19 protein-coding genes and 1 other RNA gene are annotated in these 23,829 nt (G+C 67.8%); 8 read left to right on the forward strand and 12 right to left on the reverse strand.

What is annotated here, in order from left to right; translation table 11 throughout:
- Positions 1-25: 25 nt before the first annotated feature.
- Positions 26-2,011: a 3-hydroxyacyl-CoA dehydrogenase/enoyl-CoA hydratase family protein gene (locus tag DQW50_RS00870; protein ID WP_112077440.1), complete on the forward strand. Its 1,986-nt coding sequence runs from the start codon at positions 26-28 to the stop codon at positions 2,009-2,011.
- Positions 2,012-2,047: 36 nt separating this feature from the next.
- On the opposite strand, the gene DQW50_RS00875 is transcribed toward DQW50_RS00870, so the two are convergent.
- On the reverse strand, positions 2,048-4,498 hold the full coding sequence (locus DQW50_RS00875) for a hypothetical protein (RefSeq protein WP_112077441.1): 2,451 nt from the start codon (positions 4,496-4,498) through the stop codon (positions 2,048-2,050).
- A gap of 780 nt (positions 4,499-5,278) precedes the next feature.
- Complete coding sequence (asd, locus tag DQW50_RS00880) at positions 5,279-6,322, reverse strand: aspartate-semialdehyde dehydrogenase (protein WP_112077442.1); 1,044 nt, start codon at positions 6,320-6,322, stop codon at positions 5,279-5,281.
- Positions 6,323-6,414: 92 nt separating this feature from the next.
- Between asd and DQW50_RS00885 the strand changes: the two genes are divergently transcribed.
- Positions 6,415-8,091 carry a Na+/H+ antiporter NhaC family protein gene (locus tag DQW50_RS00885; protein ID WP_112077443.1) on the forward strand — a complete coding sequence of 559 codons (1,677 nt, stop codon included), beginning with the start codon at positions 6,415-6,417 and terminating at the stop codon, positions 8,089-8,091.
- 430 nt (positions 8,092-8,521) lie between these two features.
- Here DQW50_RS00885 and DQW50_RS00890 read toward each other — a convergent pair whose 3' ends face one another.
- Positions 8,522-8,842: a hypothetical protein gene (locus tag DQW50_RS00890; protein ID WP_112077444.1), complete on the reverse strand. Its 321-nt coding sequence runs from the start codon at positions 8,840-8,842 to the stop codon at positions 8,522-8,524.
- Positions 8,843-8,919: 77 nt separating this feature from the next.
- On the opposite strand from DQW50_RS00890, the gene DQW50_RS00895 reads away from it, so the two are divergent.
- The gene (locus DQW50_RS00895) at positions 8,920-9,180 is read left to right on the forward strand and encodes a hypothetical protein (RefSeq protein ID WP_112077445.1); all 261 of its coding nucleotides are present in this window, start codon (positions 8,920-8,922) and stop codon (positions 9,178-9,180) included.
- 1 nt (position 9,181) lies between these two features.
- On the opposite strand, the gene DQW50_RS00900 is transcribed toward DQW50_RS00895, so the two are convergent.
- From DQW50_RS00900 to DQW50_RS00910, 3 genes are all read right to left on the reverse strand, one after another.
- Complete coding sequence (locus DQW50_RS00900) at positions 9,182-10,474, reverse strand: RNA-guided endonuclease TnpB family protein (RefSeq protein ID WP_112077446.1); 1,293 nt, start codon at positions 10,472-10,474, stop codon at positions 9,182-9,184.
- A 272-nt stretch (positions 10,475-10,746) separates the two neighbouring features.
- The gene (locus DQW50_RS00905; protein ID WP_112077447.1) at positions 10,747-10,941 is read right to left on the reverse strand and encodes a DUF952 domain-containing protein; all 195 of its coding nucleotides are present in this window, start codon (positions 10,939-10,941) and stop codon (positions 10,747-10,749) included.
- A 153-nt stretch (positions 10,942-11,094) separates the two neighbouring features.
- Positions 11,095-11,616: a hypothetical protein gene (locus DQW50_RS00910; RefSeq protein ID WP_112077448.1), complete on the reverse strand. Its 522-nt coding sequence runs from the start codon at positions 11,614-11,616 to the stop codon at positions 11,095-11,097.
- 351 nt (positions 11,617-11,967) lie between these two features.
- On the opposite strand from DQW50_RS00910, the gene DQW50_RS00915 reads away from it, so the two are divergent.
- Positions 11,968-13,752 carry an Hvo_1808 family surface protein gene (locus tag DQW50_RS00915; protein WP_112077449.1) on the forward strand — a complete coding sequence of 595 codons (1,785 nt, stop codon included), beginning with the start codon at positions 11,968-11,970 and terminating at the stop codon, positions 13,750-13,752.
- 65 nt (positions 13,753-13,817) lie between these two features.
- Positions 13,818-14,978 (forward strand): nicotinate phosphoribosyltransferase, encoded by a 1,161-nt coding sequence (locus DQW50_RS00920; RefSeq protein WP_112077450.1) that lies wholly within the window; start codon positions 13,818-13,820, stop codon positions 14,976-14,978.
- 39 nt (positions 14,979-15,017) lie between these two features.
- Here DQW50_RS00920 and DQW50_RS00925 read toward each other — a convergent pair whose 3' ends face one another.
- Positions 15,018-15,620 (reverse strand): TIGR00296 family protein, encoded by a 603-nt coding sequence (locus tag DQW50_RS00925; protein ID WP_112077451.1) that lies wholly within the window; start codon positions 15,618-15,620, stop codon positions 15,018-15,020.
- A gap of 166 nt (positions 15,621-15,786) precedes the next feature.
- Positions 15,787-16,119, reverse strand: an RNA gene (rnpB, locus tag DQW50_RS00930) — RNase P RNA component.
- A 135-nt stretch (positions 16,120-16,254) separates the two neighbouring features.
- Between rnpB and DQW50_RS00935 the strand changes: the two genes are divergently transcribed.
- A complete protein-coding gene (locus DQW50_RS00935) occupies positions 16,255-16,689 on the forward strand; it encodes an Htur_1727 family rSAM-partnered candidate RiPP (RefSeq protein WP_112077452.1) in 435 nt (144 codons plus the stop codon).
- Entirely contained in the window at positions 16,686-17,909 is a 1,224-nt protein-coding gene (locus tag DQW50_RS00940) for a TIGR04347 family pseudo-SAM/SPASM protein (protein WP_112077453.1), read from the forward strand. Before DQW50_RS00935 ends, DQW50_RS00940 begins: the two co-directional genes overlap by 4 nt.
- 27 nt (positions 17,910-17,936) lie before the next feature.
- Here the strand turns inward: DQW50_RS00940 and DQW50_RS00945 are convergent, their stop codons facing one another.
- The 4 genes from DQW50_RS00945 to DQW50_RS00960 form a co-directional block, all read right to left on the reverse strand.
- A complete protein-coding gene (locus DQW50_RS00945; protein ID WP_112077454.1) occupies positions 17,937-18,914 on the reverse strand; it encodes a type II CAAX prenyl endopeptidase Rce1 family protein in 978 nt (325 codons plus the stop codon).
- A gap of 76 nt (positions 18,915-18,990) precedes the next feature.
- Positions 18,991-19,536, reverse strand: coding sequence for an NUDIX hydrolase (locus DQW50_RS00950; RefSeq protein WP_112077455.1), 546 nt, complete (start codon positions 19,534-19,536; stop codon positions 18,991-18,993).
- 53 nt (positions 19,537-19,589) lie between these two features.
- A complete protein-coding gene (locus DQW50_RS00955) occupies positions 19,590-20,048 on the reverse strand; it encodes a hypothetical protein (RefSeq protein ID WP_112077456.1) in 459 nt (152 codons plus the stop codon).
- 365 nt (positions 20,049-20,413) lie between these two features.
- A complete protein-coding gene (locus tag DQW50_RS00960; RefSeq protein ID WP_112077457.1) occupies positions 20,414-21,835 on the reverse strand; it encodes a DNA polymerase IV in 1,422 nt (473 codons plus the stop codon).
- Between the two features lie 100 nt (positions 21,836-21,935).
- Between DQW50_RS00960 and DQW50_RS00965 the strand changes: the two genes are divergently transcribed.
- Complete coding sequence (locus DQW50_RS00965) at positions 21,936-23,777, forward strand: PAS domain-containing protein (RefSeq protein ID WP_112077458.1); 1,842 nt, start codon at positions 21,936-21,938, stop codon at positions 23,775-23,777.
- Positions 23,778-23,829 lie beyond the last annotated feature (52 nt).

Consider the following 23,829-nt stretch of genomic DNA (forward strand, 5'->3'; position numbering starts at 1 on the left):
ACCGGAACGCTTGCGACCCTCCCGTATGCGACTCGAAGACGTCCAGCGGATCGCGGTACTCGGGGCCGGAAACATGGGGCACGGAATCGCCGAGGTCGCCGCGATCGCCGGCTACGACGTGGCGTTACGCGACATCGAGGAGGAGTTCGTCCGGGACGGCTACGAGCAGATCGAGTGGTCGCTCGGCAAGCTCACCGAGAAGGACCGGATCGGCGAGGAGGAGGCAGAGGCGGCGCTCGCCCGCGTCGAGACGTTCGTCGACCTCGGGGACTCGCTCGCGGACGCCGACGTCGTGATCGAGGTCGTCCCCGAGAAGATGGCCATCAAGAAGGACGTGTACGGCGAGGTCGTCGAACACGCCCCCGAGGAGGCGGTCTTCGTCACGAACACCTCGAGCCTCTCGATCACCGAGCTCTCGGAGGTCACGGATCGACCCGAACGGTTCTGCGGGATGCACTTCTTCAACCCGCCGGTCAGGATGGACCTCGTCGAGGTCATCTCCGGGAAACACACGAGCGAGGGCACGCTCGAGTTGATCGAGGGGCTCGCCGAGGAGATGGGCAAGACGCCCGTCCGCGTCCGCAAGGACAGCCCGGGGTTCATCGTCAACCGCGTGCTCGTCCCGCTGATGAACGAGGCGGCGTGGATCGTCGAGTCCGGCGACGCGACGATCGAGACCGTCGACTCCACGACCAAGTACGACATGGGCCTGCCGATGGGATCGTTCGAACTCGCGGACCAGGTCGGGATCGACGTGGGCTATCACGTCCTCGAGTACATGCACGAGGTGCTCGGCGAGGCGTACCGTCCCTGCCCGCTGCTCGTCGAGAAGGTCGAAAACAAGGAGCTCGGAAAGAAGACCGGCGCGGGGTTCTACGACTACGAGGACGGCGGGGTCGAGATCCCCACGGACGCGATCGACGAGGGCGTCCGGAAACGGTTGCTCGCCGTGATGGCCAACGAGGTCGCCGGGCTGATCGGAAACGACGTCGCAGACGCCGGGGCGATAGACCGGGCGATGATGCTCGGTGCCGGCTTCCCGGACGGTCCGGCGAAGCTCGCGGACGCCGAGGGGCTCGACGTGCTCGTCGAGACGCTCGATGACCTCCACGAGGAGACCGACGAGGCGCGCTACGAGGCGACCGACTCCCTTCGCGAGGCGGCCGCAGGGGGCGGGTTCCACGGCGACACCGGGGGCGACGACGCCGAGGGCGACGGCGCGTTCGCAGCCTACGACACACTCGATGTCGCCGTCGAGGGCCGCGTCGGCCACGTCGAGATCGACCGCCCGCATCGGATGAACACGATAAGCGGCGAGCTACTCGACGAGTTCGCCGACGCGATCGATCGGCTGGACGCTCACGACGACGTGCGGGCGATCCTGGTCTCCGGTGCGGGCGACCGCGCCTTCTCGGCCGGCGCGGACGTCCAGAGCATGGCGGCCGGCGGCGCGGACCCGATCGAGGCCGTCGAGCTCTCACGGAAGGGACAACGGACGTTCGGGAAACTCGAGGAGTCGGACACACCCGTGGTCGCCGCCATCGACGGCTACTGTCTCGGCGGCGGGATGGAGCTCGCGACCGCGGCGGACCTGCGCGTCGCCTCCGAACGCTCGGAGCTCGGCCAGCCGGAGCTGAACCTCGGCCTGTTGCCGGGGTGGGGCGGGACCCAGCGGCTCGCACGGATCGTCGGCGAGGGGCGCGCGAAGGAGGTCATCCTCACCGCCGAACGCTACGACGCCGAGACGATGTACGAGTATGGCTTCCTCAACGAAGTCGTCGAGAACGACGCGCTCGACGACCGCGTGTGGGAACTCGCCGAGCAGCTCGCCGGCGGCCCGCCGATCGCTCAGAAGTACACGAAGCGGGCGATACACGCCGGGCGGACCGACCCCGAGGCCGGTCTGGAGGTCGAGTCGATGGGCTTCGGCCACGTGATGAACACCGACGACCTCATGGAGGGGATCACGGCGTTCATGGGCGACGAGGAGCCGGAGTTCGAAGGGAAGTAGACCGCTCACGCACCGGATGGGTCCACCCTCTCCGACCTATCGATCCCCCGCGAACTGTTCGTCGTAGGCGTTCTGGACCTCGATGATCCGCCCCCGTCCCAGTTCGTCGAACGACCGGCCGTGACGGTCCTCGGCGATCTGCTCGCGGGTCCTGACGTCGACCGGTTCCGTCCCGTCGGGCAACGGCTGCCGGTTGTATATCGCCTGAACCTCCCCCGCGGTCTCGGCGCTGAGGTTCCCGAAGTCGACCCCGTACTTCGACTGCGCGATGTCGTCTCGGCCGAAGGCCGGATCGGAGGGGAGTGAACCGAACTGCTCGTCGTAGGCGTTCTGGACCTCGATGGTCGTCCCGCGGTCCAGTTCGTCGAAGTCGTATCCGTACCGGTCGTCGGTGATCTCGTCGCGGGTCCTGATGTCGGCCGGCTCCGTCCCGTCGGGGAACGGCTGCCGGTTGGATATCGCCAGAACCTCGCCCGCTGTCTCGACGCTGAGGTTCCCGAAGTCGGTACCGTACTTCGCCTGTGAGATATCCTCACGGGTGAACTCCGGTTCCTCGGCCGGCTCCGGATCGGGAGACGGACTCCACCCGGAGCCACCGGTCCCCTCGACGGTGATCGACGCGCCGTTCGTACCGGTGACGTTGTAGGACTCGTCGGCGTCGGTGCCGAGCGCGTTCGTCGTCAGTCCGATATCGCTCGTGCCGACCGCGTCTCCGTCGACGGTCACGGTCGCGATCGTGACGTTCCCGGACGCGTTCGTGTCCGTGAGGCGACCCGTGGCGTCGACCGACGCGCCGTCGTCGTCGAGACGGGTCGCCGAGACGGTGGAGTTCCCCGGGACGGCGACGTCCGATATCGAGGCGATACGCGAGTCGTCGACGGTGAGGGTGAAGTCGTACGCACCGACGCCGCCGTCGGCGCCCTCGGCGACGACGTCGTACGTCGCGGAGTCCCGTTCGTCGACGGTCGCGGCGTCCGGCCGGAGACTCACCGCGGTTTCGGGCGCGGGAGCCGTCTCGATGGCGACGGTCGCTGTTGTGGAGTCGTCGTCGGTGTACACGCCGTAGGCGTGCTCGCCGGGACCGAGAGCGCGGGCGTCGAGGTCTCCGAACGTGACGGTCTCGGTCTCGCCGGCCTCGAGGCTCACGTTCCGTTCGGCCACCGTCTCGTCGGCGTCGGGCCTGCCGTTGCCGTCGCGGTCCAGTCGGAACTCGACCGCCCGCGTTGCGTTCTCGTCGCCGTCGTTCGTGACGTCGACGGAGACGTCGACGCCCTCCTCCGGGGTCGTCCCGTCGGTTGCGGTGGTCCCGTCGGCTACGGTAGTTCCGTTGGCTACGATGATCCCGTCGGCTACGGTCGTGTTGTCAGCGACCGTTCCAGTATCCGCGCCGGTCGTGTTCTCGACGACGGTCGTCTCGTCGTCGTCGGACGTGTTTTTCACGACGGTCGTGCTGGCGGGCACCGTTACGTTGGTCGGCCTACTCAGGTTCGTCACCTGGAAGTCGGCCGGTTTCCGTGACGCTTCCACGGCGGTCGTCGCGGTCGCGGAGTCGTCGCCGGTGTACACGCCGTAGGTGTACTCGCCGGGACCGAGACCGCCCGTGTCGAGGCTCTCGAACGTGATGGTCTCGCTCTCGCCGGCCCCGAGGCTCACGTGCCGGACGGTCACCGTCTCGTCGGCGTCGGGCCTGCCGTTTCCGTCGTGGTCCAGCCGGAACTCGACCAGCCGAGTTCCGCGCTCCTCGCCGTCGTTCGTGACGTCGACGTCGACGTCGAGCCCTCCTTCGGGAGTCGCCCCGTCGACTTCGGTCGCCCCGCCGATTCCGGTCGCCTCACCGACTACGGCCGCCCCGCTGGCGACCACACCACCCTCAGCGCCGGTCCTGTCGTCGAGAAGGGTCGTACTGGCGGGTACCGTTACGTCGGTCGGCCCGTTCAGGCTCGCGACCCGGAAGTCCGGCGGCCCCGGCGGCGTTTCCACGGTGATCGACGCGTCGGTGGTGTCGGTGGTCGTGTATGCCTCGTTGTTCTCCGTCTCCAGCGCGTCGACGTTCAGCCGGATATCGCTATCCCCGATGTCGTCACCGGTGACCGTGACGGTCGCGATCGTGACTCGACCGGTATCGTTCGTGTTCGCCCGTGCGGCGTCGACGTCCGTGACGGAGCCGTTCTCGGCGACGGTCACGTCAGTCGACGCTTCACCGGGGTTCCCGTTCAAGGACACGTCCGTTATCGAGGCGATGGTGGAGTCGTCGACGTCGACAGTGAAATCGTAGACACCGACCCCGCCGTCGGCGTCCTCGACGACCACGTCGTAGGTCGTGGATCCGCCGGAATCCACCGTATCGCTCGCCGGTTCCAGGCGTACTTCGGTTTCCGGTTGCTGGTCGAACAACTGCGGGGAGAGTACTCCAGCGGAGGACCCCGTGCTCAGTACGGCCCCGCCGACGCCGACGGTCACGACGAGCGCTACCAGCACGACTGTCATAGCGCCCTGTGCGTCCAGAACCGGAGGAGACCAGTGAACGTTCGGAGGAGACCAGTGGACGTTCATGCGAGGACACCGTGTTCGGTCGGAACGGCGTCCGAACGCCCTCTCCAGCCCACTCGTTGTCGTTGAACACCGTCCTCGACGGACCGCCGTCGTCGGTCATCGTTTCGGGCCGACCGTCGTCGACGCTCGGATCGTTCGGAGGGAGGGTTCGTCCGGTTCGTGCGGGCCGGTACGGTCCTCGTCGACCACGAGTACGCCACTGGAACCACCCGGACGGACGGTCGATTCGGTTGGATTGACGCCATCACCTCCAGTTGAGCGGATACTACTTTCGTTATGGATCTACATACAGAATTTCTCTATTAGTGATGTGTCTGTGAGATGGATAATCCGATCGTCGTCGCTCACGTTCCGCCCAGCCACGTCCGATACGGAGGAGCTCGCTCGCGGTTCCGATCGGTCCGGTTCGCTCGGCCGTGCTCGTTCGACGATAGAACCAGGATAATGGACGGTCCGTTCGGCGTCGGCTCACTCGGCTCGGCTTCGACGTTTTCTGGGGCGGGGCGACGGAACCGTCACGCCGGCCTGCGTAGCCACGTCTACTGCGACGGCACGTTTCGGACGTGATCGCCGGACACCGCGCCTCGGAACCGCCCGGAGATCGACGGCGGTCGATCGTCGTTACGACGCGTTTAACGCCCGTCAGCGTGCGCCGGCTGGACGCGCCGGAACGAGGGCACACCGTCTCAAAAGAGCACGCCGTAGACGTCCCCGTTATACGTAGCCTTCCTCGACGAGCAGTTCGCCGTTCAGGACCGACGCACCCGCCGCGCCGCGGATCGTGTTGTGTGCGAGACAGTTGTACTGGATGCCGTTCGTCGTCGATTCGACACCGCCGGCGACGATCCCCATCCCGTCGGCGTACGTCCGGTCGAGTCGCGGTTGCGGCCGGTCCGGCTCGTCGGGGCCGAACACCTTGATGAGCTGGTCGGGCGAACTGGGGAGGTCCGCGCTCTCGAACGCCCGCATGGCGTCGCGGACGTCCTCCGGCTCGGGGTCGTCCGTCAGCCCGGCGAACACGTTCTCGAGGTGACCGTCGAGCGTCGGGATCCGGTTACAGGAGGCGGCCACGTCCGCGTCGTGGAGGCTGAGTTCGGCACCGTCGAACGAGCCGAGGAGCTTGCGCGACTCCGTCTCCATCTTCTCCTCCTCGCCGCCGATGTGCGGGATCGCGTTGTCGAGGATCTCCATCGACGTGACGCCGGAGTAGCCCGCCCCGGAGACGGCCTGGAGCGTGGAGACGTGAACTGTCTCGAGCCCGAACTCGTCGAGCGCCGCCAGCGTGGGTACCATCGTGATAGTCGAGCAGTTCGGGTTCTTCACGAGCGCGCCGTCCCAGCCACGCTCGTCGCGCTGGACGTCGATGAGACCGAGGTGATCGGGGTTGATCTCGGGGATCGTCAGGGGGACGTCCGGCGCCATCCGGTCGTTCGAGGAGTTCGAGGAGACGACGTACCCCGCCTCGAGGAACGGCGGTTCGACCTCCGCAGCGGCCGAGGAGGGAAGCGACGAGAAGAGCAGGTCGACGTCGGCATCGGCGATCGCCGCCGGCTCGGTCGCGACGACCTCCATCTCCGCGACGTCGTCGGGGATCGGGGTGTCGACGCGCCACTTCGCGGCCTCGCGATAACTCAGACCCGCGCTCGACGGGCTCGCGGTGACCGCAGCCAGTTCGAAGGTCGGGTGATCGTCGAGCAGTTGGATGAATCGTTGCCCGACCGCACCGGTCGCACCGAGAATGCCGACTCGTACAGACATTGGGTGACCGTGGGAGACAGTCACGTAAGTGCGTTCGGATACGCGGCGATCGAGGTAGTTAACTAAACACTCGGGCGTCGCAGTCGTCGGGTATGTCGGATTTCGGAGCGCTGTCCGTCGCCCCGCCGGTGCTCGCGATCGCGCTCGCGATCCTCACCCGCAAGGCGGTGTTGTCGCTGTTCCTCGGCATCTGGTCGGGCGCAGTGATCGCCACGGGCGGGCTCGGGATCGTCCGAACCTTCGAATGGATCGTCGCCGCGGTCTCCGACGAGTTCCACGCGACGATCATCGTGTTCACGCTGCTCCTCGGCTCCGGTGTCGCCATGGTGTGGAACCTCGGCGGGACCGCGGCGGTCCGTGACTGGGCGCTCGCCCGGCTCGACAGCCAACGGAAGGCGGGGCTCGTTGCGTGGGGTCTCGGTATCGTCCTCTTTTTCGACGACTACGCGAACACCGCCATCGTCGGGTCGGCCATGAAGGACGTCTCCGACCGCCTCCGGGTCTCCCGCGAGAAGCTCTCGTACGTCGTGGACTCCACCGCGGCACCGGTAGCGACGCTCGGGATCTCCTCGTGGGTCGCCTTCCAGCTCTCGCTCATCGTCGAGGGCTACGAGGCCGCCGGGGTCGACGCCGCGAACCGTCCCGGGACGTTCGAGGTGTTCGTCTCCTCGATCCCGTTCAACATGTACGCGATACTCGCGATCGTGATGGTCCTCGTGATCGTCGCGTCGGGCCGCGATTACGGCGAGATGCTCGCCGCCGAACACCGCTCGTGGACGACCGGGAAGGTCACACGGGACGACGCGGTCCCGATGCAGGACGTCGCCGGCGAACTCGGCGAACCACCGTCGTCGACGCCACGGCTCGCGTCGTTTTTCGTCCCGGTAGCGGTCCTGATCGCGGTGACGGTCATGACCGCGCTGTGGTCCGGCGGCTTCTCGCCGGCGGGTTTCCTCGGAGACCTCCTCGTTGCCGAGTTCACTGCGGCCGGCGGACGGCTCTGGGACGCGGCGCTGAACGCCACCTACGAGGTGGCGCTCATGATCGGCTCGTTCTCGATGGTCGCGAGCGGGTTCGCCCTCGGAAAGCTGTACGGCGTCTTCGGCGTCGGCGACGCGACGGAGTACACGATCGACGGGTTCGGGATCATGCTCACGGCCGTCTCCATCCTCGCACTGGCGTGGGGGATCGGGGAGGCGATCGACGCGCTCGGCACCGGCGACTACGTCGCGGCGGTCGCGGTCGGCTCCGTCTCGCCCGCGCTGTTGCCCGCGCTCGTGTTTCTCGTCGCCGGCGCCATCGCCTTCTCCACTGGCACTTCTTGGGGGACGATGGGGATAGTCACCCCGATCGCGATCCCGATCGCGTGGGAGGTCAGCGGCGGCGGTCCGGCGGGTCACACCCTGGTGGCCGTGATGGTCGGCGTCATCTTTTCCGGTGCCATCTTCGGCGATCACAGCTCGCCGATCTCCGACACCACGGTCCTTTCCGCGACCTTCACCGGTTCCGACCTGATCGACCACGTCCGGACCCAGATATACTACGCCGTCACCGTCGCCGGCGTCGTCGTCGTCCTGCTCGTCGTTTGGGGGTATTCGCGCGCGACTCCGCTCCTCCTGCTCCCGATCGGTGCCGGGCTTCTCGTGGCGCTCGTGTACCTGTTCTCCGAGGTCGACGCCCGCCGCCGCGGAGTCGAGCCCGTTTCAGTCGACGAACCGCAGGTCGACGACGATTCCGTGACCGTCGCGGGGACCGAACTCGACGACTGATCGGCGGATGGTTTAACCGTACCCGCCGAGTACTCCTGACCGCGTGCCCTCAGTCCCCGCCCGAGTACTCCCAGTTGGGAGCGATGACCGCGCGGAGAACCCAGGCACGTCACATCCGGTCGCGAACGCGACCCGCCCGTCGCCGCGCAGGCGACCGCCCGCCACGAGGGTTTCCCGGTCGACGCGGCACGCCGCCGGAGATGAGACCGGTCGTTAGTGTCGCGGGCGTACATTTCGAGTAGGCTACTAGAAATATCTATAAATAATATCTATTGCTTCAGCTACGGTATATCGTTGAGATCGGTTCTTCCGTAGTAACCGCTCTTGCTGGCGAATTTTGGAAACAGTCGATGCTGACGAGCCTGGAATGAGGTCTGCCGGGAGTACTGACATCTTTCAGCTTTGGATGACTGAGCTGAATACAGGGTGCTCACACAGCCCCGACTTTCGGCATCTCTTCGATGTAGTCGTGTTCTTCGAGTCGATCGAGGAGACAAGTAGCGACATCGATACGATCGACTGCCTCGAATCCCAAGGAGATGTCTCCGATGCGGTAGTCACCAGCTGGATCACCTTCACTGAGACGAGGGGCTCCACAGTCCGACAAACACGACAATCCCTGCGAGTAACCGATAGGAAGGCCAATAATCGCCGAAAATTCGAAATCGAGTAGTTCGATGACCAAGACAGCAACGAGAAGAAAGAACGCAATTCCCGCACCAACCTCAGTGAGCAGCTTTCGTGCGTCCATACTCTGGCTCTTCTCAGAAATCAGTAATAAATCTGAGGAGCTAACTGTTCATAAGCGCGTATCTAGATAGTACTGGTATGCCGTCACCGCCGTTTATCGACCAGGCATCAGGAGAATTGGACCTTGGTCAGATCCGAGCAGAAGTCTTCCCACTTGTTGCTCTCATCGTCTTATTCGGGGGGCTGGCGCTTCTCGTGTTTCTGATCATGCTACTGATCGGTGGGAACTCCTTGCTCGCAGGACTCCTGACCGTCGTCTCGCAGTTCATTCTCGCAGTCGGCACTGGTATCGTGTTGATGTATGTCATCGCACGAGGGATACAGCTTGCCGACGAGTGAACTACCCCACCCTACCGCTCGGGCTGACGCCCTCGCGCTTGAGGGTGTCGTCAGAACTCTTTGAGTTCTGACTGCTAACCAGAAGTCTTTGACTTCTGGTGATGGGGCTTCCTGTTTCCACGACGCGCTTTGCATCCACAACCGAGGACACAGGGAGCGCAGTCTCCACAGGCGTTGATTCGGAGCGTCCCGCTCCTAACCGCTTCTTCACACCGCGAGAAAGAATATTCCACGCCGCGTTCGCGTCTCTGTCCGCCTCGAACCCACACGCCGGGCAGGAGTGTTCGCGCACCCACAACGGTTTCTCGGTCGAAACGCCACAGGACGCACACTCTTTCGTCGTTCCGCGCGGATTCACAGCAACGAAGTGCGTTCCTTCGCGTTCGCACTTGTATTTGAGCATCCGCAGGAACGTCCCCCACGCCGCACCTGCCCGGTTCCGCGAATTACCCGGTAGTTCGACCAACCCCTTCGCGTCCAAGTCCTCGACGGCCACGAAGTCGTACTCCCGAGCGTAGTAGTTCGAGAGCTTGTGAAGGAAGTCGCGGCGCTTGTTCTTCAACTCGGCGTGGCGTTCTGCCACGACCCGACGCTGTTTCTCCCAATTGTCCGACCCGTGCTGTTTCCGCGAGAGGTCGCGCTGTGTGCGTTCCAAGCGTTCGCGTTCGTCGGACAGCTCGAGGGATTCGACGGCGATTCCGTCGGTGTCGTGGGCGTACGTGAGAATCCCCACGTCGATACCGACGCAGTTCTCGGGATTCTCCGGCTTCTCCGGCAGGTCGTCGGGCGTCTCGATGCCGAGAATGGCGTACCACTTCCCGGTCGGTTCTTGCTTGACCGTGACGGTCTTAATGTCGACGTCGTCGGGGAGGTCGCGGTGGAAAGTAAGCGGGATTTCTCCGAGTTTCGAGAGCCACAGTCGCGTCCGACCGCCCGTGTTCTTGAGCTTGAAGCCGGATTGGCTGTAGGTGAAACTGCGGTACTCGCCCGGTGCCTTCCACTTGAGCGTCCCGACGCGGTAGCCGTTCTCTTTGCGCCCTCGTAGTGTCGAGAGGTTGTCGTACAGCCGTTGTACGACCTTCTGTAGTACCTTCGAGTGAACTTGTTTCAGGTCGCTCCACCACTTCTTGAGACTCGGCAGGAGCTTCTGCTCGGAGTATGCCGCGGTGTCGTCGGTGCGGTTGAGTCGGTGGAGAAAGTGGTTGTAGACCTGTCTACAGGTATCGACAGTCCACGCTAACTGTTCTTCGAGAGCGTCGGACGGTCGGAGTCGATACCGGTAGTTGTAGTTCACGAGCGTTCTTCGATGAGTTCGTCAAGTTGTCCGCGAACGAACGACGAGAGGTTGAGGTGGTTCTCCTCGACCCACTCGGCTTGGTCTTCGCGGATGGTGATGTTCTTCCGCCTCACTACATACGCACGATGCGTATCTGTGCGCATAGTTGTTTCGATTGCGTGGGCCTGTGGACCGAGCGTCGAACGTGTTTGAGAACCGTGCGTCGTTGACGAGACGCTCTGCGTCTCGTCCGCCCATAAGAGCTTCGCTCGTTCGTTGAGGAAGGGGCCTTAGCGCCTCAATTCAGGTAAAAGCAACACTACGTCATCCTCGTCGGCATGGTTGTAGTCCGCGACGAGGACGATCTGACCGGGTTTCGAGCAGTGAATGAACCCCGCTTCAGCAAGCGAGTCGGGGCGATACTTGCCGCGTCGTTCGAACGTCTGCCAGTCCGATCGTGGGAGCACGTGAACGATGTAGGACATATAAAAATTGACAGTATGTGCGCAAATAATTCCTGCGACCCAGCTAGTCTCTCGTGACCGATACGCACTCGGATAACACGCGTGTGTCTAGATGTTCGGACACCGAACGTCGGACGCGGAACGAACGCGACGGCTGTGATAGGGTCGGCCGCGTTAGCCGAAGATACCCCGGAGGACGCCCCCAACGGTGTTGACGACGGTCCATTTCACTCGGTTGACCGTCCCGATGCCGGAGATGGTGATCTCGTCGTCGACGACAGCGTTCTGGAACTCCGTCTCGGGAGCGTCCGACGCGATGACGCGGTCCATCGTGTCCTTGTCCGTGCTCATCCGGATAGTGGCGTCGTCACGGGTGCCGAGTTCCACCTCCTGCATCCGGAGGTCGTCGTCCAGCCGGAACGACACCGACCCCTCGGTGTCGTTCGCCGGGTCGTCCACGACGAGGTTCACCCTCTCACCTTGTAGCTGACCGGCGAAGACGCCGAAGTCGTCAGCGTCGACGTTCTCGTTGTACGTCTCGACCATCGGCCCCATGTCCTCGTACATCTCGACCGCCCAGTCGGGTTGGTCGCTCTGTGCCGCCGCCGGCGTCGCGACGGCGCCGATCCCGGCGACGACGAGCGCGAGCGAGAGGACCACACAGACGAACCCGGAACGGGTGGGTATGTATTTCATAACTAATATAAGATCGTCTTAATAGTACATAAATACGTCGTGGGGTGTGTTATCCTTCAGTCGGGACTCCTCGATATCGTAATAGGTCCACAGTGGGTCGGCGCGTAACGGTCCGCAGTGGGTCGGCGCGTAACGGTCCGCAGTGGGTCGGCGCGTAACGAGTGTCCACCGGACGCGACGCGGGCCGATCCGAGTGACGACGTGAACCGTTCGGCGGGAGCGTCCCGGCGGTCGCCCGCCACGCCGGGAGGAGCGACCGGAGGGGATGCCCCCGGCAGCGCCGTGGCCGAACGCGAACCGACCCGTGATCCGACGGACAAACTACTTACCCGCCCCCTCGTAATCGACCGTATGCGACGGGCTCTCCCCCTCGTGGCGGCGCTCGCTGCGCTCGTCCTCCTCGCCGTGGGGACCGGCGGCGTCGCCGCGACGGACGCGCCGATCGCGGAGACCGCGGCCGACTGCGAGACCGAGGCCGACAACGAACTGGTCGGTTGCTGGAACGGCACGTACCACGCGGACGACCTCGGGTTCGACGGGGAGGACGGCCTGACGGAAGCGGAACTCGAGACGCTGATTCACCGGAGCATGGCGCGCGTCGAGTACCTCCGTGAGCGACCCTTCGAGACGGGGGTCCCGGTCGAGACGGTCACGCGCGAGGAGTTCCGGTCGAACGGGACCGACGGGGGAGACGGGAACGAGACCGCCGAGACGACGGACGACGGGGAGTTCGACCGCTGGAACGACCAGGTGTGGGAGGCGCTCTTCGTCGTCGGCGAGAACGAATCCTCCGCAGCGGCGATCGACACGGTCTTCGGCGGCTCGGTCACCGGCTTCTACTCGCCGGCGGAGGACCGGATCGTCCTCGTGATCCCCGAGGGCGAGGAGGTGCGGGTCAGCGAGTCGACGCTGGTCCACGAGTTGACCCACGCGATGCAAGACCAGTACCACGACCTCACGGAACCGCAGTACGTCGGCGCGACCCAGGACGCCGACCTCGCCGTCGACGGGATAATCGAGGGCGAGGCCGTCCACGTCGAGGAGCGGTACGACGACCGCTGTGGGGCGGACTGGAGCTGTCTCGAGGAGCCCGAATCGACCACCGACAGCGGCGGGAGTCCCAACGTCGGGATCCTCCAGACCGTCCTCCAGCCGTACTCCGACGGCCCGTTCTACGTCGAGGAACTGCGCGACGAGGGCGGCTGGGACGCGGTCAACGCGACGATGAACGACCCGCCGAACGCGACGTCCGAGGTCATCCACCGCGAGCCCGACTACGAGACCCGCGAGGTCGACTTCGATGACACCGCGGAGGGCGAGTGGGAGACGTACCCCGAGCACGGCGTGAACGGCTCGGAGACGACCGGCGAGGCGTCGATGTTCGTGATGTTCTGGTATCAGAGCTTCGCGGAGGAGTACGAGTACCCCGTCCTCGAACCCGACGAGAGCGTCGCGGCCAACGTCCGGGTCCACACCGACACGGACGAGCGTCTCCAGACGCGGAGCGCGTACAACTACGCGCACCCGGCGACGGCCGGCTGGGCCGGCGACGAGCTGTATCCCTACCGCAACGACGCGGGCGGCACCGAGCGCGACGGCTACGTCTGGGTGACCGAGTGGCGAACGCCGACGGACGCCCGCCAGTTCCGGGACGCCTACCGCACCATGCTTGAGGCACACGGCGCGGAACACCGTGACGACGGGGTCCGAGAGATCGCCTCCGGCGACTTCCGGGGGGCGTACGGCGTCGAGTGGGACGGGACGACGGTGACGATCGTCCACGGACCCGAGCCGGCCGACGTCCGCGAACTCCGCCCCGGGATCGACCTCGACCCGCCCGCGGGCGACGTGACGAACGGGGACGACGTGACGAACGGGGACGACGGGACGACCGTGGACGACGACGCGGACACCGAGGACGACGGGATCGGGACGGACGACGGAACCGATGACGGGTCGGGCTCCGTCGACGACGGGGATCCGAGCACCGACGAGGACGGAGCGGTCGACGGGGAGGACCCAACCGACGACGCCGGCGGATCGACGAACGGGCGGGCGCCAGGGTTCGGAACCGTCGCCGCGCTCGTCGCCCTCCTCTCCCTGACGGCGGTCCTCGGCCGTCGCTCCCGGCGGTAGTCCGGGAACCCGACCCCGCGGACGACACGGATGGCTTTTCGTCCCCGCCCGCCGAACCGTCCGGTATGACGGAGTTCGACATCGTCGACGCCGAGGCGATCCGGAGCGGCCGGGCCACCGACGCCTACTTCGACCGGACGGCGACCGCCCTCGAGGGCGCGGGGCGGAATCCACGCGTCGTCGCCGAAGTGACCGCGGACCAGTTCCCGACGGGCGGGTTCGAGCTGCTCGCCGGGCTGAAGGACGCGGTCGCCCTGCTCGCCGGCTACGACGTCGACGTCCACGCGATCCCCGAAGGTCGCCTGTTCGACGGCGGGCCGGTGATGCGGATCGAAGGCGAGTACCTCGCGTTCGCGCAGTTGGAGACGTCGCTTCTCGGCTTCCTCTCGCACGCGTCCGCCATCGCCACCGCCGCGCTCGACTGTCGGGTGGCCGCGCCGGACGCGTCGGTGCTCTCGTTCGGCGCACGCCACGTCCACCCCGCGATGACGGCCGCCGTCGAGCGGTCGGCGCTCGTCGGGGGCCTCGACGGCTTCTCGCACGTCGCGGCCGGCGACCTGATCGGCCGCGAGGCGTCGGGGACGATGCCGCACGCCCTCTCCATCTGCTTCGGCCGCGGCAACCAGGAGGCGGCCTGGCGCGCCTTCGACGCGGCGGTCGACGAGTCGGTCCCCCGGATCGCGCTCTGTGACACCTACTTCGACGAGGTCGACGAGGTCCTGCGGGCGGTCGAGGCGCTCGGCGACCGGCTCGACGGGGTCCGGCTCGACACCACCGGCTCGCGGCGCGGGGACTTCCGACACATCGTTCGGGAGGTACAGTGGGAGCTCGGGGCCCGCGGCCACGACGACGTCGACGTCTACGTCTCCGGCGGGCTCGGCCCCGACGACCTCCGCGAACTCCGCGACGTTGTCGACGGCTTCGGCGTCGGCGGCTACGTCTCGAACGCCGACCCCGTCGACTTCGCGCTCGACATCGTCACGGTCGAGGGCGAGCCGGCCGCCAAACGCGGGAAGCTCTCGGGGGCGAAGGAGGTCTACCGCACCGCCGACGGCGGCCACGCGGTCGGGCTCGCCGACCGGGACGGACCCGCTGACGCGGAGCCGTTGATGGAGCCCGTGATCCGTGACGGCGAGGTCGTCGCCGACGACGCGTTCGACCTCACAGCGGCGACGGAACGAGCGCTCGCGGACGCGGAGCGGGTCGGGTACGGCTCGAACGCGTAGGGCGTCTGGTAGTTGACGGCTCTCGGAACCGGAGAAGACTCACAGCTCCTCGACCGCGCCGCCGTCCGCGCGCTCGCGGAACACCTGTCCCTCGATGAGCGTCACCATCGTGTCGTCGTCCTGCCAGGCGGTCGGCGAGAGTTTCGCTTTCCGGCAGGCGCGCGAGAGGAATTCCGTGCCCGACCAGCCGTTCTCGACGGGGACCGTGGGGTAGAGCCAGCCGTGTGAGTTGCCGCCGTCGACGGCGACGCCGTGGGTCCCGATCTCGAGGTCCTCGAGCGGGTCGTTCGTGAGGACGGTGTTCGAGACGACACAGACCGAGACGGTGATGTTCTCGAGCTCCTTGGGTTCGACCTCCGAGCCACAGGAGTCGCCGGAGGCGGCCTTGATCGCTGCCTCGACGATGGCGTGGCCGAGCTGGTCGGAGTCGTCCCACGCGCCGGCACACCCCCGCAGTCGGCCACGACCGCGGGTCGACTCGAGCCGGACGAACGCGCCGGTCCGGGCGTAGAAGGCCTCACGCATACTTCCGGGCTGTTCGCGTTGTCCATGTCGAACGAACGACTCGACCGCCTCGCGTGCGAGTTCGACCGCTCGTGCCCCGTCGTCGTACGACAGCCGAACGGTCTGTGCCTCGGACATACACACTGTTAACGGTGCTGTCGACTTGAACGCTTCCCTTCCTCGTGAACGTTCATGATCGACCGGGGACGGTCGTTCGGAAGGGGCTACTCACCGTTATGGTCGTTTTAATCCCACGGCAGCGGTGCTCCCCGTGCTATCGGTCGCACGGCTCGCCGTGTGAGCGGACTGAGGGGAGTAAGCCCCCTTCGGTTCGTCCCGACATTCGGCTGAGCGTCCGCGCCGTGGCCGGACTACCTGATGGCGCGGACTTGCACCGGCGAGGGTTCGCCGTTCCATCCGTTCCCGCCCGTCTGTAACGTGGGAAACCCACGCGCCCTCGTCGGGTTAACTCCCTTCCCTTGCGGGTCGGTTCGCTCGACTCATCGGTCGGGGCGGGGGGTGTCGTTGCTGTTCCAGAGCCAGCCGTCTCCGACTCCGGGCGTGTGCCCGGTCGCCCGTCCGGCCGGTGGGGGGACTTTCCTCATGCCGGAGGCACGGGAGTCGGGCTCCCTCTGTCCGCCCGACCGTAGCCCGGCGCGCGGAATAAGCGGTTCGGTCGCCCTTGGGACGGACGCGGGAACGTGTTCGTGCGCGTTCCCAGGGTCCGGGAGACCGCTCGGATCGATATGGTTCCCCCACGGGTACGCCCCGTATGGTCGAGAAAGCGCAACGGACGGTCGACGGGACGCCCCGTCGCACCCACGAGCGGCGCTGGGAGGTGTTCGTCCGCGAGACCGAATCCGACCCGATGTGTCGTGTCGGAACCGTCGCAGCCCCGTCGCCCGAGGTCGCCCACGAGGAGGCGAGCCGGCTGTTCGCGTGGTACGCCCGGGACGTCTGGCTCTGTCCGGCCGACGAGACTCACCGGTTCTCGACGTACTCGCTCGGGGACGACGGTGCGGGGACCGACGCCGAGACGGGGACCGACGCCGAGACGGGGACCGACCCCGAGAGTACTGGGACCGACCCCGAGGCGAACGGGAGCTCCGATTCCTCCGGGGCGTCCGAACGGCGGGTGTACGAGGAGACTGAGGGAACGCCGCAGGGAGCAACCCCGGACGCCGGCGAACGCGAGGACCGACGGTGATCTCGATCAGCAAGCTGCTCTGCGGGCTCGACGCCGAGAGCGACGGGCTCCGGTACGACGCCGCCGACGGCTCGGCGGAGCCGCAGATCACGGAGCGGAAACAGCGACGGCCGGTCGTCGTCTGGAACACGACGAAGCGGTGTAACCTCTACTGTGACCACTGTTACGCCGGAGCCGACACCGACGGGGCGCCCGGCGAACTCACCACGGCGGAGGCGAAGGGGCTCCTCGACGGGCTCGCCGACTACGGCGTCCCGGTCGTGCTCTTCTCCGGCGGCGAGCCGCTGATCCGCGAGGACCTCGCGGAGCTCGTCGGGTACGCCGCCGACCGCGGGATACGGCCGGTGCTCTCGACGAACGGGACGCTCCTCACGCGGGAGGCTGTCGCCGAGTTGAAGGAGGCCGGCCTCCGATACGCCGGCGTCTCCGTCGACGGGCTTGCCGAACGCAACGACGCGTTCCGGGGCCGGGAGGGCGCGTTCGACGCGGCGGTCCGCGGCATCGAGGCCTGTCTCGACGTCGGGCTGAAGACCGGGCTCCGGTACACCATCACCGAGGCGAACGCGCCCGACCTGGAGGGCGTGATCGACCTGCTCACCGACGTGGGCGTCGACCGCTTCTGCTTCTACCACCTGGATTACGGCGGGCGCGGCGCGGACATCGTCGACGTCGACCTCTCCCCGGAGCGGAAACGGGAGGCGGTGCGGACGCTGTGTGACCTCACCCGCGAGTACCACGACCGCGGCGAGGAGATAGAGACGCTGCTCGTCGGCAACTACGCCGACGCCGGCTACCTCGTCGAGTACGCCCGCCGGGAGCTGGGCCCGGACCACGCCGCGCGGGTCCGGACGTACCTCGAGCGCAACGGTGGCGACCCCGCCGGCGAGCGCGTCGCCGACGTCGACCCCGTCGGCAACGTCCACCTCACGCAGTTCTGGCAGGGTCACAGCCTCGGGAACGTCCGCGAGCGACCCTTCGCCGCGATCTGGGAGGACGAGTCCGACCCGCTCCTGTCCGCGCTTCGCGACCGTGACGACCGGCTCACCGGGCGGTGTTCCGACTGCCGGTATCGGTCCGTCTGTCGCGGCGGCTCGCGGCTCCGGGCGCTCCGGACGACCGGCGACCTCTTCGCCCCCGACCCGCAGTGTTACCTCCGCGAGGACGAGATCGCGCCGGCGGGCGCGACCGCGGCCGATCGGGTCGGCGACACTGCCGACTGAGCCGCCACGTTCCCCCGTCGATCGCGTTCAAAACGGGAGCAGCGGGAGCAGTGTAGCGCCGCCCTCCGCCATGTCCTGAAGCTCGTCGCTGTACGTGACGGTGACGTACAGCAGGGTGAAGATCACCGCGTTGTGGAGGCCGTGGAGTAGCGCCGGGACGACCAGGTTCCCGGTGTACTCGTAGACCGCGCCGAAGACGAGGCTCGGGAAGAAGAGGATCGCGACCGTGGTGAGCCGTCCGGAGATCCCGCCCGTCAGCGCCATCACGTGGATGAACGCGAAGATCCCGGAGGCGATCGCGATGGCGGGCACGGCCGGCAGCGACTCCCGGAGCCGCCCCTGGACGACCCCGCGGTAGAGGATCTCCTCCGACGGGCCGACCACGAGGAACATGGCGACGATGAAAAGCGGGATGATCGCCGGGTTCTGTACGGCGAACTCCGCGCTCTGGTTCGAGGCCGTCTCCGCGCCGAGCAGTTGGACGACGGTGGAGACGACGAGCAGCGTGAGCACGATCACGACCCAGCCGCCGACGACGAGGCCGACCTCGGTCAGGCTCGGCCGCTGTACCCCAAGATACGAGACGATCCCCGACCGGTCGAACCCCCGCCACGCCAGGTAGCCGAGCGCGAGCCCGCCGAACGCGACGTACTGGCCCACGATCAGCGTGAGAACCAGGCTCACGACCAACGGGAACCCTCCGGCGAGCCGGTCGAGGAAGAAGACGCCCCCGCTGCCGACGACGGCGATCACGGGGCCGAGGACCCCGAGGCCGACGGCGGCCGCGACCGCGATCGCGGGGGAGTCGGCGGCGGACGTCTCCGGCGGGTCGTCCCCGTGTGCCGTCCCGTCCGTCGTTGCCTCGTCCGTCGTTGCCTCGTCCACGGCCCCGACCTCGTCGTCCACGCGTGTCGTCTCGTCCGTACTCGTCGCCTCGTCCACGGCTTCGACCCCGTCGTCCGTCGTCACGTGGTCGGCCGAGTCGTCGCCGGAGGGTCCCGTCATTGCCTCCCGTTGGTGCCGGCCGGGCAAAGGGTTTGTCCGTCGCCCGCGGCGCTCGGTCACCGGAGCGAGGAGCCCGTCACCGGTACACCAGCTCGTACCACGTCACGGCGGTCACCGCCCGGCCGTCGCGGAGTTCGTCGTCGACGACGCTCGCGAGCAGGTCGTCGTACGGGACGGTCTCGACGGCGATCGACTCGTCGTGGTCGAGGTCGCGGTCGGCGGTCGGCTCACACCCCCTCGCGAGGAAGTGGTGGTGGACCGCGTTCGTCACGCCGTTGGCCGGCTCGATCGTCGTGAGCCGCTCGAAGCTCGCTGCCTCGTAGCCGGTCTCCTCGGCGAGCTCGCGCGCGGCCGCCCGCTCGAGGTCGTGGCGGTCCTCGGGCTCGACCGTCCCTGCGGGCAGTCCGCGGTTGGTCCGGCCGACGGCCTGTCGCCACTCGTCGATGACGACGGCGTCGCCGTCGGGCGTCAGCGGCAACACGACGACGGCCGGCGGCTCGTCGACGTAGTGGTACTCCCCCTCGCCGTCGTCCGGGAACCGTACCTCGTCACGGCGCACGTCGAACCCCGGACAGCGGTAGTCGATCTCGGTGTCCGTCGTCTCCCATTCGAGGGCGTCCATACCACCGGATCGGCGCTGTGCGAAGTAAACCCTCGGCATCGGGTCGCGCGGGTTCACTCGGATGGGGCGACCGCTCCCGCCTCCCGTACGGCCTCGGCGATCCGGGCCGTGACCGTCCCGACGACCCACCCGAGCGTTCCCAACACGATCGCCTCGACCCCGACGAAGACGAGCCCGTCGACCCCGAGGAACGCGACGATCCGCTCGCCGAGGGACCGTCCCGAGAGCCCGAGGAGGTAGTGGTCGGCGTTGTACCCGAGTAGGGCTGTGTACACGACGATCCACGCGACCGCCAGCCCCGCGCGTCGGTACGTGAGCGCCGCGGCCGCGACGACGCCGACGACTGCCGCGTCCCACGCGAGGAACACGACGCCGCCGGGGACCGTGAACACCCCGACCGCGTAGCCAGCGAAGACGGCGAGGAAACACGACAGCGGGACGGTCAGTCGGGGACACGGGAGCGTCCGGATCGCGGGTCGACGGAGGAGGCGTGTGCGAAGCGACGGGGACATGCGTGCCATTCGGTCTGCCCGGGACATATATCCCCAACTACCAGGGACATATATCCCCAACTACCAGGGACATATATCCCCAACTGCCTCGCGGTCGGCGCGGGCCCGCGAGCGCCCGCGAGGGCGCGAGGCGGCCCGCGCGAGGGAGGCGGCGGGCGACCGCGGCGTATCCCCGGTCGCCCGCCCGCCGAGGCTGGGGAGGCGTGAGGTGCGGGGTGGTGGCGGTCGGGGCGGGACTCGAAGGGACTGCGGCCAGAGCGATCGGCTTCCGGTGCCGAACTCTCACAGCCGGGGCTTCGACGGTGTTCACCGCATCTCCGCCGCTACTCACGTACGGCCGAGCGGCTAGCCCTCCCGGACATCCATCACGCCCAGTCGTCGAGCGAGGCCTGCCCGTCGCGGCCGCTCGGATCCGCCCGATCGGCCGCCTCGCGCCCGTTCCGCGGATCGCCGTCGACCCAGTCGGTGATCTCCCCGCCGTCGGCGTCGTCGTCGCCGGACGCGATACGGACGGTGCCGCTCCCATCCCCCCGATCCGCCCCCCGGTCGGCTCCCTCCGCACCCTCGAACCCCGCCAGCGTCGCCTGGTCTCCCTCGGCGAAGTCGAGGTTCGACACCCGGACGCCGAGCTTGCGGACCTCGTCGTCGTCGAACTCGCCGAGCAGGTCCAGAGCGACCTCCTCCACGAGGTCGGGGTCGTCGACCGGGCCGGGGAGGCTCCGCGCACGGGTGTTGACGTCGAACGGCGGGCGGACCGCCTTGATCCCGATCGTGCGGTACAGACAGCCCCGCTCGCGGGCCCGGCGGGCCACGTCCGTCGCGAGCGCCGAGACGGTCTCCCGCTTCCGCTCCTCGTCCGCCGTCCGCGCCAGCGACGACTCCCGCGAGAGGCTCTTCGGGAGCCCCCGCGGGGTCACCTCGCGGTCGTCCTCGCCGCGGGCGCGTCGGACCAGCTCCCGGCCGCGGTCGCCGAACGCCTCGGCGAGCGCCTCCGGGTCCGCGGCAGCCACGTCGCCGGCGGTCTCGATCCCGCGCTCCGCCAGCTCCCGCTCGGTCACGGGGCCGACCCCGTGGAGCGCCGCCGTCGGTAGCGGCGCGAGGAACGCCTCGACCGAACCGGGGGGAACCACGACGAGCCCGTCCGGCTTGTCCGCGTCGCTCGCGACCTTCGCCGTGGACATGTTCGGCGCGACGCCGACGCTGGCGGGCACGCCCGCCTCCCGCTCGATCCGTTCTCTGACGTGCCGCGCGTACCCCTCCGCGAGCGTTCGAACCCGGGCGGGTCCGGCCGCGTTGCTCGCGGGCGGGTCGTCGCCGCCGACGGCGTCCCAGGCGGTCCGGTCGGTGACGTCGAGGTACGCCTCGTCGATGCTCACCTCGCGGACGACGTCGGCGCAGTCGTGGAGGACCGCCTTCACGTCGTCGGCGACCTCCTCGTAGAACGCCAGTTCGACGGGGCGGTAGTGGCCCGCCTCCGACGGGTCGGGCGCGTCCGGGTCCGCAGGGTCCGCGTCGGCGCGCCGCGGGAGCCGATCGAGCGCCTCGGTGATCGGCATCGCGCTTCCGACGCCGAACGCGCGGGCCTCGTAGCTCGCGGTCGCCACCGCGCCGACCGTCCCGCCGGGTTCGTATCCCATCCCCACCACCACGGGCTCGCCGCGGAGGGCGGGCTCGCGCAACCGCTCACAGGAGGCGTAAAAACAGTCCATGTCGACGTGGAGGACGACGCGGTCGGCCCCGCTCGCGTCGTCGTCCGCGTCGGCTCCGAGAAGCGTCCCGCCGTCCATCGTCCGGTAGTCGGCCCCGCGTCGACTTAAGCGCCGGCCACGCGCGGCGGTGGTGAAACCGAGCCGACACGCGTTTATCGGGTCCTCCCATGGATCGACCATGACGGAACGGATCGACGTGTTACACGTCGACGACGACCCCTCGGTACTGGATCTGACCGAGGCGTACCTCGACCGGGAGCTGGCGTCCGTGTCGGTGACGGGGGTTACGGACCCAGAGACGGGACTGAAGCGGCTCGCCGCCGACTCGTTCGACTGCGTCGTCAGCGACTACGACATGTCCGGGATGGACGGGCTGGCGTTCTTCGAGGCGCTCCGTGCGGACCATCCGACGGTCCCGTTCGTGTTGTACACGGGGAAGGGGTCCGAGGAGATCGCGAGCCGGGCGCTCAACGTGGGCGTCACGGGCTACTTCCAGAAGGGCGGGCCCGAACAGCTCCAGCGGCTCGCCACCCGCGTCCGGCAGGCGGTCGCGGAGTCCCGCACGCGACGGGTCGCGGACCGATACTCGACGGTGCTCGAGGCACTCGGGTACCCCGTCTACGTCGTCGACGAGACGGGGACGTTCGAGTACGTCAACGAGCCGTTCGCGAAGCTGACCGGCTACGACCGCGAGGAGATACTCGGCAGCAAGCCCGACCTGATCAAAGACGAGAAGGCGGTTCGGGAGGCCGAAGACCGGCTTGGGCCGGTCCTCTCGAGCGAGGGACCGGCCATCCAGCGGTTCCATGTCGACATCGTCCCGAAGGAGGGCGACCCGATCCCGTGTCGCGACCACATGGCCGTCCTGCCCTACGAGGGCGAGGAGTTCGAGGGTAGCGTGGGCATCCTCCGGGACGTCTCCACGGAGACAGCCCGTAGCGAGGAGCTGGAGACGAAACGCCGGGCGCTCGAGGAGGCCCCGGTCGGGATCACCATCACCGACCCGAGCCTGCCGGACAACCCGATGGTGTACGTGAACGAGCGGTTCGTCGGGATGACCGGGTACGACTGCGAGGAGGCGGTCGGCGTCAACTGTCGGTTCCTCCAGGGTCCCGGGACGGACGAGGACGCGGTCGCCGAGCTTCGGGAGGCGATCGACGCCGGGGAGCCGGAGAGCGTCGAGCTGTTGAACTACCGGAAGGACGGGACCGCGTTCTGGAACCGCGTCAGCATCGCGCCGATCCGCGAAGCCGCCGCCGACCCCGTCATCGGCTGGGTCGGCTTCCAGGAGGACATCACGGCGTTCAAGGAGCGCGAGGAGGCGCTCCGCCGGCAGAACGAGCGGCTCGACGAGTTCGCGGGGATCGTCAGCCACGACCTCCGGAGCCCGCTCAACGTCGCCCGCGGCCGCGTGGACCTGGCTCGCGAGGAGACCGGCAACGAGCACCTCGAGGCCGCGGTCGACGCGCTCGACCGGATCGAGTCGATCGTCGAGCACACGCTGACGCTGGCCCGCGAGGGCCAGACCGTGGGCGACCCCGAGCCGGTCGACGTCGCGGAACTGGCCGGGGAGAGCTGGGAAACGGTCGACACCGAGCGGGCGGGGTTCGAGGTCGTCGCCGACGGGACCGTTCTCGCCGATCCCGACCGACTGCGGAACCTCTTCGAGAACCTGTTCAGGAACGCGATCGAACACGGCGGGACGGCTGTGGACGACCCGTGGGTCGACGCGAACGGGGCCGACGATGCCGGGGCGCCAGCGACCGTCACGGTGCTGGTCGGGGACCTCGCGGACGGCTTCTACGTCGCCGACGACGGTCCCGGGATCCCCGCAGCGGTCCGCGACAACCTCTTTCAGCCGGGAGCGACCGGGACCGAGGGCAACACGGGGTTCGGCCTGGCGATCGTCAAGGAGATCGCCACCGCACACGGCTGGACGGTCGAGGCGACCGAGTCGGAAGCGGGCGGCGCGCGCTTCGAGATCCGCGGGGTCGACCGCCCGGCACCCTCCACGAGCTAGGTTGGCGGTCACGGGGTCGAAACCGGATCGCCTCCCGCCGTTCGCAAGGGCC

Origin of the sequence: Halorubrum sp. 48-1-W (genome assembly GCF_003287355.1) — an archaeon.
Lineage (GTDB): Archaea > Halobacteriota > Halobacteria > Halobacteriales > Haloferacaceae > Halorubrum.

Coding starts and splice junctions, on each gene's coding strand:
- DQW50_RS00870 (WP_112077440.1), top strand. CDS start 26: ATGCGACTCGAAGACGTCCAGCGGATCGCGGTACTCGGGGCCGGAAAC.
- DQW50_RS00875 (WP_112077441.1), bottom strand. CDS start 4,498: ATGACAGTCGTGCTGGTAGCGCTCGTCGTGACCGTCGGCGTCGGCGGG.
- asd (WP_112077442.1), bottom strand. CDS start 6,322: ATGTCTGTACGAGTCGGCATTCTCGGTGCGACCGGTGCGGTCGGGCAA.
- DQW50_RS00885 (WP_112077443.1), top strand. CDS start 6,415: ATGTCGGATTTCGGAGCGCTGTCCGTCGCCCCGCCGGTGCTCGCGATC.
- DQW50_RS00890 (WP_112077444.1), bottom strand. CDS start 8,842: ATGGACGCACGAAAGCTGCTCACTGAGGTTGGTGCGGGAATTGCGTTC.
- DQW50_RS00895 (WP_112077445.1), top strand. CDS start 8,920: ATGCCGTCACCGCCGTTTATCGACCAGGCATCAGGAGAATTGGACCTT.
- DQW50_RS00905 (WP_112077447.1), bottom strand. CDS start 10,941: ATGTCCTACATCGTTCACGTGCTCCCACGATCGGACTGGCAGACGTTC.
- DQW50_RS00910 (WP_112077448.1), bottom strand. CDS start 11,616: ATGAAATACATACCCACCCGTTCCGGGTTCGTCTGTGTGGTCCTCTCG.
- DQW50_RS00915 (WP_112077449.1), top strand. CDS start 11,968: ATGCGACGGGCTCTCCCCCTCGTGGCGGCGCTCGCTGCGCTCGTCCTC.
- DQW50_RS00920 (WP_112077450.1), top strand. CDS start 13,818: ATGACGGAGTTCGACATCGTCGACGCCGAGGCGATCCGGAGCGGCCGG.
- DQW50_RS00925 (WP_112077451.1), bottom strand. CDS start 15,620: ATGTCCGAGGCACAGACCGTTCGGCTGTCGTACGACGACGGGGCACGA.
- DQW50_RS00935 (WP_112077452.1), top strand. CDS start 16,255: ATGGTCGAGAAAGCGCAACGGACGGTCGACGGGACGCCCCGTCGCACC.
- DQW50_RS00945 (WP_112077454.1), bottom strand. CDS start 18,914: ATGACGGGACCCTCCGGCGACGACTCGGCCGACCACGTGACGACGGAC.
- DQW50_RS00950 (WP_112077455.1), bottom strand. CDS start 19,536: ATGGACGCCCTCGAATGGGAGACGACGGACACCGAGATCGACTACCGC.
- DQW50_RS00955 (WP_112077456.1), bottom strand. CDS start 20,048: ATGTCCCCGTCGCTTCGCACACGCCTCCTCCGTCGACCCGCGATCCGG.
- DQW50_RS00960 (WP_112077457.1), bottom strand. CDS start 21,835: ATGGACGGCGGGACGCTTCTCGGAGCCGACGCGGACGACGACGCGAGC.
- DQW50_RS00965 (WP_112077458.1), top strand. CDS start 21,936: ATGACGGAACGGATCGACGTGTTACACGTCGACGACGACCCCTCGGTA.